The sequence below is a fragment of the Vibrio sp. 10N.261.55.C5 genome (assembly GCF_041470505.1).
Classification (GTDB): domain Bacteria; phylum Pseudomonadota; class Gammaproteobacteria; order Enterobacterales; family Vibrionaceae; genus Vibrio; species Vibrio crassostreae_C.
This window is the reverse complement of the sequence record NZ_JBFRMS010000010.1, coordinates 1-11,416: the sequence shown is the minus strand read 5'-3', so window position 1 is coordinate 11,416 and position 11,416 is coordinate 1. Positions and strand designations below refer to the sequence as shown.

At 43.5% G+C, this 11,416-nt stretch carries 10 protein-coding genes and 1 pseudogene; 6 read left to right on the top strand and 5 right to left on the bottom strand.

Annotated features, from left to right (window positions below; genetic code table 11):
- Positions 1–5 precede the first annotated feature (5 nt).
- Entirely contained in the window at positions 6–482 is a 477-nt protein-coding gene (locus AB4263_RS02940; RefSeq protein ID WP_017081157.1) for a hypothetical protein, read from the top strand.
- A 1-nt stretch (position 483) separates the two neighbouring features.
- Positions 484–1,551, top strand: a complete 1,068-nt coding sequence (locus AB4263_RS02935; protein ID WP_372097430.1) for a sulfate ABC transporter permease — start codon at positions 484–486, stop codon at positions 1,549–1,551.
- Between the two features lie 85 nt (positions 1,552–1,636).
- Here the strand turns inward: AB4263_RS02935 and AB4263_RS02930 are convergent, their stop codons facing one another.
- From AB4263_RS02930 to AB4263_RS02920, 3 genes are all read right to left on the bottom strand, one after another.
- Positions 1,637–2,047 (bottom strand): phosphate ABC transporter substrate-binding protein, encoded by a 411-nt coding sequence (locus AB4263_RS02930; RefSeq protein WP_010429296.1) that lies wholly within the window; start codon positions 2,045–2,047, stop codon positions 1,637–1,639.
- A 9-nt stretch (positions 2,048–2,056) separates the two neighbouring features.
- Positions 2,057–3,193, bottom strand: a complete 1,137-nt coding sequence (locus AB4263_RS02925) for an outer membrane beta-barrel protein (protein ID WP_372097428.1) — start codon at positions 3,191–3,193, stop codon at positions 2,057–2,059.
- A gap of 131 nt (positions 3,194–3,324) precedes the next feature.
- Positions 3,325–4,791: a methyl-accepting chemotaxis protein gene (locus tag AB4263_RS02920; protein ID WP_372097531.1), complete on the bottom strand. Its 1,467-nt coding sequence runs from the start codon at positions 4,789–4,791 to the stop codon at positions 3,325–3,327.
- Positions 4,792–5,412: 621 nt separating this feature from the next.
- On the opposite strand from AB4263_RS02920, the pseudogene AB4263_RS02915 reads away from it, so the two are divergent.
- Positions 5,413–5,691 (top strand): annotated as a pseudogene (locus tag AB4263_RS02915) (gamma-glutamyltransferase); the annotation flags it as partial.
- Positions 5,660–5,899: a hypothetical protein gene (locus AB4263_RS02910; protein WP_133151224.1), complete on the top strand. Its 240-nt coding sequence runs from the start codon at positions 5,660–5,662 to the stop codon at positions 5,897–5,899. The pseudogene AB4263_RS02915 and the gene AB4263_RS02910, both read left to right, overlap by 32 nt.
- A 147-nt stretch (positions 5,900–6,046) precedes the next feature.
- On the opposite strand, the gene AB4263_RS02905 is transcribed toward AB4263_RS02910, so the two are convergent.
- Together AB4263_RS02905 and AB4263_RS02900 are read right to left on the bottom strand one after the other, a co-directional pair.
- Complete coding sequence (locus AB4263_RS02905) at positions 6,047–7,105, bottom strand: HEAT repeat domain-containing protein (RefSeq protein WP_102319817.1); 1,059 nt, start codon at positions 7,103–7,105, stop codon at positions 6,047–6,049.
- Between the two features lie 87 nt (positions 7,106–7,192).
- Positions 7,193–8,524 (bottom strand): anaerobic sulfatase maturase, encoded by a 1,332-nt coding sequence (locus tag AB4263_RS02900; RefSeq protein ID WP_372097426.1) that lies wholly within the window; start codon positions 8,522–8,524, stop codon positions 7,193–7,195.
- 137 nt (positions 8,525–8,661) lie between these two features.
- Here AB4263_RS02900 and AB4263_RS02895 point away from each other — a divergent pair, with 137 nt between their 5' ends.
- Both AB4263_RS02895 and AB4263_RS02890 read left to right on the top strand, forming a co-directional pair.
- Positions 8,662–9,450 (top strand): SUMF1/EgtB/PvdO family nonheme iron enzyme, encoded by a 789-nt coding sequence (locus AB4263_RS02895; protein WP_017060470.1) that lies wholly within the window; start codon positions 8,662–8,664, stop codon positions 9,448–9,450.
- 165 nt (positions 9,451–9,615) lie between these two features.
- Positions 9,616–11,298, top strand: coding sequence for an alkaline phosphatase family protein (locus tag AB4263_RS02890; protein ID WP_372097424.1), 1,683 nt, complete (start codon positions 9,616–9,618; stop codon positions 11,296–11,298).
- The last annotated feature ends 118 nt before the right edge of the window (positions 11,299–11,416 follow it).

The following is an 11,416-nucleotide window of genomic DNA, read 5'->3' as shown; positions in this document are numbered from 1 at the left end:
TACCCATGGATTGGATTAGAACAATAAAAACACTTCCCCGCAGAGTCATGTTGCCAGTCGCGGTAGGGCTATTAGGAAGCTTACTTCTTCTCAGCCCCGCTCATGCCGCTGAAGATTATGCCATATTTTCTTTAGACTCCGGATTTGAAGAGATATCAATAAACAAAGCGCGAAAGCTCTATAGAGGGAAAACTAAGCACCTCAATGGCAAACGTGTTGAACTGTCTGATTGGCCTGAGAACAGTGCCGAAAGAGAGGACTTTTATCAGCTTTTGCTTGGAAAAAATGCCGCTCAAATGAATGCACACTGGGCTGGTTTATCTTTTTCAGGAAAAGCGCGTTATCCAAGAGAAATCAAAACGGCGTCAACCGACAGCTTAGTCGACTGGCTTGATGACAAACCAAACCGTATTGGTTACTCCCCACTCTCTTCGGTTCCTCAAAATGCCAACGTTCTCTACGTTATAAGTTCGGAGAAATAATATGAAAAGAATAATTACGTCAGTGTTATGTGCCTCAATGGCCTCTCCGGCTTTTGCGAATATCGAACTTACCGATAATTTATCCTTGAGTGGCTTTGGCTCAACGTCTTGGGCAACATCGGATAACGATAATCCATTAATCATCAACCGCGGTTTTACTGATGAGAGCTGTTACGACTGTGATACCACATTTGGTGTTCAACTCGATTACTTCTACAACTCATTCAAAGCTTCCGTGCAAGTTGTCAAGCCACCCCAATATGATTGGAGTGAGCCGCAGCTAGAGTGGGCTTACTTAGGTTATGAATTTAATGACTTTGATGTCAGCATTGGTCGATTACGACTGCCACTGTTCCTTGCCTCTGAGTACTACTATGTAGGCCAAGCCTATATGACCGCGAGGCCACCTACAGAGGTGCATAACAGCGTTCTCGGAATCACAGCTTTCAATGGCATAAAAGTGAGCTGGACTCACGATGTCAGTGACGAAGCTACTCTTTTACTTACTCCGTTTATCGGCATAAAAGATAAAAATGACGTAGATTTCAACTCGACTACAAAACTGGAATTTGAAACCAATCGCATGCTCGGCGCAAATCTGCAGCTAAGCGGTGATAGCTACCGTTGGAATTTATCTTTCCTAGATTCAAATTTCGACCAAACAATCAACTCAGTGTTTCTGCCTAAACCAGAACTACTGAAAAACCAACACATCCAACTTTGGTCGTTAGGTGCTGAGTACGAATTCGGCCAAGCTGTACTTGCCAGTGAAGGGCAAACCAGTGACATCTCGTCCTCGATGTACGCTAGTTTGGGCTACAGAATAGATTTATTCACTCCATACGTCGTTTACGGAGCAGAGTTTGATTCTCACGAACACCTAACAGGAAACAGCTACCTAATTGGTGTGGATTACGATGTGTTACCTAACGTCTCCATCAATGGCGAAGTGCAATATTTTGAGGCTCGTAAAGCAAACGGTGCCTTTGTTGAGAATTTCAACGCACTTACTGGTTTTGATGACAAAGATGCCGTCCTTTATTCGATCATGTTGAGTTTCGTCTTCTAACCCAAAATTAGACAATCACCATTAAATAAAAGCCCAAGGTAATCAAATAACCTTGGGCTTTTTAATGCTGGTAAGTAAGCAACGCTTAGTATTTAAATAATACTTTCACGTCACCTGTTAAAGCGGCTTCATCTACATAACCAATTGCATTGGTTTTTGAAGCAACCGTTATAATTGCTTCGTTGTAGTCTGAAACCTGGATTGGAGCTTCAGCTTTACCGGTAAATACAAGTCGCGACCACGCTGATTGAAGTTGTGATTCGCTGCGTCCCGTTGCCACCTCATGGAAGGCAAGTCTGCCTTCAGAACCATCAGCTAGCTCGATGATCTGTGCTTTAGTACCATTCGATAGCTTGCTTTTCTTACCCATGAATAACTTTTTAACGTCTGATTTAGATAAAGAATCAACGCCAGCATTGTTACCAATCACTACCATTCCAGCAGAAGCGTTAAATGAAAGAACCGCTACGGTTATTGCTGCCAGTAAACTTTTCATATGGCCTCCTTAGAATACGAAATCAAGACGTGCTGAATAGACAATAGAGCTGTCTTCAAGGTAATTACCCGTTGCAATATATGGGCTTACTGTTGTTTCAACATTACTTTGGAACCCACCACTAGTATCGCGGTAATCGACATAGGTCACATCCGCTTTTAAAGACATGTTCTTAGCGAAATCCCAACGGCTACCAACAGAGTAAGAAAGACGCTCGTAATTCATCGACTCTTGAATAGCCGTCGTAGTCATGTTCTCACGTTCTTCGTTGTCTGTTGTTTCAACCCAGCTAACGGAAACGTAAGGCGTAAATTCATTGACTCGGTAACCAACCAAACCAGAAACCGATTGATAGTCATAAAACTGCCCTTCCAATTGAACATCTGCAGCTTCTACGTTAACTAACAGATCACCATTGTCATATTGAGCACCCAAAGAGATGAACTGACCATCTTGGCTATCTAGCATTGCACCCAATTGACAATACGGGTCTTGTGAGTTTTGGAAATCACAAGATGGATTAGATTCAGCAACAAAATATGAACCACGGAAGGTAAAGTCATCTACGTTCCAGTTGGCACTGATACCGAATAGTTTATCTAGTTTCACCTCACCAACAATTGAGTCATCTTCATCAATAGTACCGATACCAACCACTGGCTGAAGAAGAATACTTGAATCTTCAAGTTCAATCGGAATCAATAAATCAGCACCCGTGTAGCCCTTCAAAACAATGTTTTCATACAACTCTTGAGAAGGCCTGATCATTGGATACGCATAGCCAAGGTCTGTGTAATCTGAGTAGAAAAACAAAGGTAAACGCAACTTACCTGCTCGAGCTGTGAAGGCCTCAAAATCATAAGAGGCATAAGCCATCTCAATTTTTGGCTCATAATCATAACGGCTGTTTGCAACGATTTGCGTCACGAACTTAGCACGCTCATTTACTTGAAAATCAAATTGTAAGCCTGCTAATGTCTCTTGCTCCCAATCTAATTTTTCGTCGGTATAACCCGCATAACCTATCGAATTGTCTGACTTACCGATGCCTACAGAACCAAATCCACTAATTCGAAGATCATCCATGTTTGCAGCATTTGCTCCAAACGCCATACTTACTAGGGCAGCAACCACTGTCTTCTTCATAACTAACTCCAATTGTTATGTGATTTTTCGTTTTTATATAATTGTTTTTGTATAATCAGCCCATATTTGGGGCATACTGCCGCCCTCCTTAAGGCATAGCCGAAAGGAGAGAGGGAATGATTCTAGGGAACTTAACTGACTTTAAAGTGGCCAGTTAGTGTTGAAAGGTTACGAGTCACTTTTTGAATATCTTGCGCCACGGCGTCCACTTGCTGAACGCTGTTACTGGTGCCTTCTGCCATCTTGCGAATTTCTTCGACAAAAGTTTCAATACGAGTGGAGGTTTGCTCCTGCTCTTCAGTCGCAGCGGCAATACTTTCGTTTCGTTGACTGATTTCGATAATATCTGAAGTAATTTTCTGCAGAGAATTTTCCGCGACAATTGACTTTTCAACACAAGTTTCGGCTTTAACTACGCTATCAGAAATAATCGATGACGCAGTTTTTGCTTGGTCTTGTAACTGTAAGAGTACAGATTGAATTTCTTGTGTAGATGATTGAGTTCTTGATGCTAACGTTCTTACTTCATCAGCAACGACAGCAAAACCACGGCCTTGTTCACCAGCGCGTGCAGCTTCAATTGCCGCATTAAGCGCAAGCAGGTTGGTTTGCTCTGCAATCGCACTGATCGACTCAAGTATCGAGCCAGCACTTTGTGTGTTGTCATTTAGCTGTTTAACCACTTGAGATGCATTACTTACATCATGCGTTAATTCTTGCACGGCTAAAATCGTACTCTTGACTTGCTTCTCTCCTAAGCTTGCTTGCTCACTCGCACTGGAAGCTGAAGTCGAAGCATCATTAGCGTTCGTAGCGATTTCTCTAGCGGCAAGAAACAATTGATTTAATGAACTTGATACTTCTTCAATAGAGAGATGCTGCTTAGTCGACAACTCACTTGTTACTTGACTTGATTTAACAAGTGAACCAGAGATCGTGTCCAGCTGAGTAACGTTACCTATAGTGTGTGTGACGTTCTGTTGTAAATGAGAGACAAAGTTATTGAATGATTCAACTAAAGGTTTCAGTTCGTCATTTTTTTCATGCTGTAGGCGAACCGTTAAGTCTCCATCCCCTTCAGCAATATCACGCATTTTGTCACTGATATTCGCGAGATCTCTACGTATACCTTTCACCACAAACCAACCAAAGATACACATCGCAAGCATGGCTACAGCACCAGACACACTCATGATTTGGTTAGCTTTTTTATTGTTTGATTCTAGATCTTGTACCGCGTTTTCAAACTCTGATTGACGAGCCAAAGAAAACTTATGCATACCCAAAGTAAGCTCATCTAAGATTGCGGTGCTCTGTTTTGCAAGGCGCCCAGCTTCGCTAAGGCTGATCTCTTCATCTATCATGCCTTGAGCAACTCGGTAAGCTAACTCAAAATATTGATTGGTTTGATTTTGCAAAAGTGCAGATGAGCTCTGTAATGAAGGATCGAGAGAGATTTGAATGTTGAAGTTATTTTGAATCTCAGCGAGAGTTTGCTTGTTCATCTCCAAAATCTCGTCATCGCCTAGAGTCACTGCCAAATTAAAGCGCTCGGCTAATTGAGAGATCAATACACTATTCAATGAAGCCGCATTCATAACCGGATAAGTAACTTGATCAATTCGATTAACCTGTTGGGTGTTACTGGTTAACGTATCCCCTCCGACAAATAGAATACTAGTAAATCCTACTAGCGACACTAAACATAAAGCCAAAATCCTATTTTTGATCGATAGTGTAAACATAAGCTCCCTTTGTTAAACAGTATGATGAACTGCATATGTATTTTGAATAATAACAGATCTGACCAGTATATCAATCTGTCACACCGAAAATAGTGACAAAAATGTTAACATTATTTATAAATTATTATGCAAGTAAGAATAACCATATAAATCAGCATGTATAATTAACTACTTTATTAAAAACGAGTTCAACATCAAACTGAACACCTCTCCATAAGACTGTAATTCATCATGTTCCAAAATCACTTTAGTTATTCAAAAATTAGGATTTCAAGATAGTTAAATTAATATTGAGAACCCAAGTTTGCCCTTACATTTAGCTTCGCAATAAATTTAAGCCGCAAAATTCTCTACTATTTAATGATTCTGTCAGCAGCGTCAGTGTTGTGTAAAAAGGCTGCAAACTCACGAACTTCACCGCCCTTACTCGGTCAATCTTAGAGCGAATAAACAGATACCTTAAACGGAGAACGCATGCGAATAGCGACTTTATCTTTAAGTTTGGTTTCAGCGGTCGGTTTCGCGGCTAAGCCAAATCCTTTTCCAATTACGCCAGACGAAACTGGCGAAGAGTTTATGGTAAGTGCAACGAATCCATATGTAAGCAGCACTGGGTATTCGGTACTCAAGCAAGGAGGTAATGCAGTCGATGCAATGGTGGCGATGCAGATGACAATGTCGGTGGTTGAACCGGATATGACTGGGATTGGCGGCGGTACTTTTGCGCTGTTTTACCAAAAAGACAAAGACCAAGATTGATCGCACCAAACCTTACGACCCAACGGGTTTGCTCGTCGAAAAGAAAACCTACGCCGAAATGTTAGTACCAGAGTTCATGCAGCTCGGTTATCCGGTGCATGTCATTCCAGTCGTCAGTGGCTTGAATGCCATTGAAGTCAAAGATGGCAAGATCTATGGCGCGACCGACAGACGCCGTGCATCAAGCTCTATGGGTGAATAATAAAACGAAATGGGCAAGTAACAGGCTTGCCCTTATTTTGTCTTTAGTTACTTGAACCTCGTCTAAGCAGTTCATGGATGCGAAAAAGCCAGTCGAACGTGTCGACTGGCTTTTCATTATAGGCTTCGCTAATTACTCATTAGGATATTATGAGCTTGGCGCTACTCGTTTATCTTTCAACTGATCAATAACATAGTCAGGAGCGACTTTACCTAGCTCACCTAAGCAATCATCGGTCTTTTCATTTCCGTAGCGCACATAGATATCGCATACCGCGTATAGCTGCTCTGGAGAACCAGAGATCAAATATGCTTTCTCGAACGATTTAGTCGACTTGTCGATATCCAACTCTTCTTGTAATACCCCATTTAGGTACCAGTAGTAGCTGTTATCTTTCGCTAGCTTCGCAGCCACTTCAATCTCTTTGGCTGCCGCAGTTTTGTCTTCAAGGCGAACCAGAGTCAACGATTTCGAATAATGCAGAGCGGCGTTGTTTGGCACGCTCTCCAAACCACGATCTAATACTTCGACTGCTTGCTTATCTTTGTTCTGAGCTCGAAAATTATCTGCGTAGCTCAACCAAACTTGCGCTTCTTTTGGATGCGTATTGATCAGCTCTAGATAAACCGTTTCCGCCTTATCCCAGTCATTGTGCCAACGAAGCACATCAGCAAACAGTAATTGGTACTTTTCAGATTCTTGCGTTTCCAAGAAGCTAATAAGCTCTGTGACTGGTGGTTCAATTTGTGCTTTCTGCTCGTCATCCAATGCATTGAAGTCACGGACTAGGTTTGACGTTGCCGTATGGCGAACCATGGTATCGCTGTCTTTTAGCAAGGGTGAAACTAACGCCCAGCGATGTTCAAGTTGGTAAGGTTCAGAACCGATAACCGCCGCTTCACGAACTTCAGGGTTTTGATCTTTTAAGCCTCTTGCCACCGCCACCAGCGCATTTTGGCTTGGATATGAAGCAAGCTCTTGCAGTGCACCAGTACGATTTTCAACAGATTGATTCTGATCTTGTGCCATGTAAGACAACTGTTGAATGCGGGTTTGAGTGTCCGTCATTTCAAGCACTTGATTGATATTTTGTGCTGGCGCGTCAACCGTTTGTTGTACGCTATTCGCAGCCATCGCAGACGTTGAAATTAATGCGGACGTTGAAATCAATAAAGCAACAGCCGTCGCTAAACTCTTCTTCATCATAGTATTACCTTAAACTGGAGAACTTAGCCTGTCCTTAGACTCGTATCTGATTAAATTTTTCTTGGACCTGTTGATCCAAAGAACGAGTTAAAACTTGGTCTCGAACGTAGCTTGTTGCGCCTGTTTTGCTCGATGCGCCATCAATACTGAGTCGCTGAATTTACCATGAGCAACCGGATGCCCCATCGCGCGAGCGATGTACGCCATCGACTTATCGACATGAGAAAAGAACTTATGCCAACCAGCACATAAGTAGTTCAAACCCGGTTCGCCTGCACGAGTTTTGATAAAGCGGTTCTTAGGGCACTCACCATGACAAGCGAACTTGTAATCACACTGCTGACATTGACTGGTCAGTGTGCGGGATTTAGCAAAACCAAACTTTTGCTGTGGTGCGCTGTACGCCAAATCATCAAGTTTCTCGTGATGAATATTACCAATCTTGTATTCAGGGTAAACATAATGGTCGCATGAAAATACGTCGCCATTTGGCTCCATTGCCAAGCCCTTTCCGCATATCTCATTCAAGGTACACAGTGGGTTCGGACGCCCAATCCATGTTTCTACGCTCGCTTCAAAATACTGAACAAACACCTTGCCGATGTCGTTTTTGGCCCACTCGTCAAACACAGAAATCAAGAAGTTACCCCAAGCCAAGTCCGACACACACCACGATTCCATGATTGAATCTTTATGACCCGGGATCAGGCGCTTGTCACCCTGCTTCAATTGCTCGCTCACTTGAGAGGTTTGCGGTGCAACCGTTCTAAAGGTTTTTTGCTCAACGATAGGGATAAACTGCATTTGTGGCGACTTCACCACATCACGTAAGAATCGGTACACTTCTAGTGCATTTTGACTGGTCAGGTTGTTCACGCAGGTTAACGTCGCGAATTTCACTTGGTGCTTGTGCAACAGCTCAACAGCCGCCATCACTTGTTTGAACGTACCACGACCGGCTCGGTTAGTACGGTAGGCGTTATGCAGCATCTCTGGGCCATCAATACTTAAGCCGACCAAGAAGTTATTCTTTGCTAAGAACTGTCCCCAATCGTCATTCAGTAACGTGCCATTGGTTTGTAAGTCGTTTGAAATCAATACACCTTCAGGTTGGTACTTCTTCTGTAGTTCAACCACACGTTCAAAATAGGCCAAACCAAGCATGGTAGGTTCACCACCCTGCCATGAGAAGATAATTTCTGGCGTGTTTTGACCTTCGATGTATTGTCGGATGTAGGTTTCTAACGTCTCATCATCCATTCTTGGAGAACTGCCTTTCTTGTACTCCAACAAATCTTGCTTACTTAGGTAGTAACAATATTTACAGTCAATGTTGCATGCTGCGCCAATCGGCTTAGCCATGACATGCAAGCGCTTAGACGCTTTACCGTTATATTGTGGACCTTGAGTAATATGCATGATTTACCTACCTATTTTAGTATTCTGGACCCATCATAACTCCTATTCGAACAGGTGACATGTTATACCCTTTATAACCAATAGGAATGACCTTAAACGTTAGAATTAGACCCTATTTCGAACATCTGAGGCACGTGATGAAATTTCTTAATTACAAACAGTTAGCAACAATTAGCAGCGTCACCATGACTATCCTTCTGAGTGGCTGTGCAAGCGTGCCTACACACCCCATCGCCCAACAAATTGACCAAGAGATGGTGTTGGTTGAAGGCGGCACATTCACCATGGGGTCGAACGGTCCAGAAGCGACCAAAGCAGAGCGTCCTGCACGTAATGTAACTGTAGATAGTTTCTATATTGCGAAGTTTGAGGTGACTCAAGAATTGTTCGAATCGGTGATGGGTTCATCTCTCAGTTATTTCCAAAACCCACAAGTTCCGGTCAATAACCTTAGTTGGCAGCAAGCAAACTATTTTGTTGAGCAGTTGAATGAATTAACGGGTGAAGAATACCGTCTGCCTACTGAAGCTGAATGGGAATTTGCAGCCAAAGGTGGCAATAAAAGTAAAGGCTATACTTACAGTGGTTCCAATAACTTAGATGATGTTGCGTGGTACTCAGCAAATTCTAAAAATAGCGCACATCCAGTCGGGCTAAAGAAACCAAATGAACTAGGCTTATATGACATGACAGGAAACGTGGGCGAGTTTGTTATCGATGCCTTCGATGACACCTTCTACCGATTCGGTCCAACAGACAACCCTAACAACGCAAAACACAGCGACGTCGGTTTATCACACAAATCGGTTCGCGGTGGCAGCTTTGCTTATGACGAAAATGAATCTGAAAGTTACCGTCGTGACTTCGCAAGCCAATCGATCACTATGTCAGATATGGGGCTGCGTTTAGTTAAGGATGTGAACTAGCTAACGAAGCGAACTAACTAAAGATGCCGAAGGTTATGGTTCACTAATCGTCACCAACAATACTAAAAATACGATTCGCACTGCACACACGTTACAAATCTGGCCAAACGTTGGAAACCTGACCAAACATTAGAACTCAGCGGCAACAGTGAATAAGGAAACTCTATGCAATACACCAAGCTTTCAGGACTAACCCTCGCGTTACTCTGCGCTCTCCCAGCTTCAGCTGAGGAAAAGCCAAATCTAGTCCTTCAAATCACGGTAGATGGCCTGCGCGCAGATCTAATCGAACGATATAAGCACAACTTCGGTGAAGGCGGTTTCCGGTACTTAATGGATGATGGTACCTACTACACCAACGCAAACTACCAACATGGCAACACGGAAACGATCGTGGGCCATGTGTCGCTTGCAACAGGTGCTCCACCGAGCGTACACGGCATGGTAGGTAACGTTTGGTATGACCGTAGCGAAGAACGTTTGGTGTATAACGTAGAAGACGGTAACTACCAAATGCTGACCTCTGGTGCAGGTGTCGATAAAGCAACAGAGATCGACCCAACGCAGAAGACAGCACAAGGCGATGGCCGCTCTCCAGAGCCAATACTCTCCACCACGTTTGGTGACGAACTGACGATTTCCAATAGTGGCAAATCAAAAGTATTCGGTGTATCAGTGAAAGACCGCGGCGCAATCTCATTGGCAGGACACAGTGGTAAAGCCTTCTGGTTCTCCAAAGCACAATCGGAGTTTGTCACCAGTAACTATTACTATGACGAGTATCCAGATTGGGTATCACGCTGGAACGAGAAAGCGATTGCTGCTCAGTATTCCAAACAGAAATGGGAGCTCTCATTACCGCGTGATAAGTACACGTTGCAAGAACACGATACCGAACACAAAGTGAAACTCGGTGACTTCCAACGCACCTTCCCTCATCCTTATGGCCCGGCAAGTTACAAGTACTACAGCACAACGCTAACCGTCAGCCCTGCTGGTGACGAAATCACGGAAAACTTCGCTAGCACCTTGTTGATGCAAGAGAAGCTTGGCCAAGGCGACGTAACCGATTATCTGTCAGTGAGTTTCTCATCAAATGACTACGTGGTGCACCTTTACGGCCCTGAAAGCCTAGAAACAGAAGACAACCTTATCCGACTTGATAAGACTCTCGCTAAGCTTTTCAAAACCGTGGATAACCAAGTCGGGCTAGAAAACACATTGATTGTGCTGTCTGCCGACCACGGTGTACCTGAATCTTCACCTGCGGCAAATGCGCTTGGTTTCAATCAAGCTCAATACTTCAATAAAGACACACTACTCTCGAGTGGTGTTGAGAAACGATTGAAGGATGAATTTGGTTTCACCAAAGACGCGATTCGCTTGTACGCACAACCTTACATCTATCTGAATCATGATCTGATCGCTGAGAAGAAGCTTGATCTGGCTAAGGTCCAAGAAGCTATTGCGGATGAAATTGCAAAAGTGAAAGGTGTTGCGTTTGCTGTATCAAGTAGTGACATTGCGGCTAACCGAGTACCGGATACGCATGTGATGCAGCTAATTAAAAACAACTACCACCCTGCTCGTTCTGGCGACGTGTACGTAGTATTTGCACCGCGCAGCTACATTAACGACATGGAAGGCCTCCAAATTGCCTCTACACATGGTTCTCCGTGGAAATACGACACTCATGTGCCTGTGATCTTTGCAGGCTACGACGTTGAAGCTAAGAAGGTATCGCGAGCAGTGACGCCATATGACATTGCGCCAACGCTTTCGAACAAACTGGGTATCACCCAACCAAGCGGGTCAATCGGAGAAGTGCTGCAAGAGATCACTGAGTAGACTCAATCTCTAAGGTTTCGTGAGCTAGATTTCGAATCCAGCACCCACTCAATAAAAGAGCCGTTTATCTGTTTCTGACTCACTAGGTCGAAACAAATAAGGTTCATCGCGGATTAGC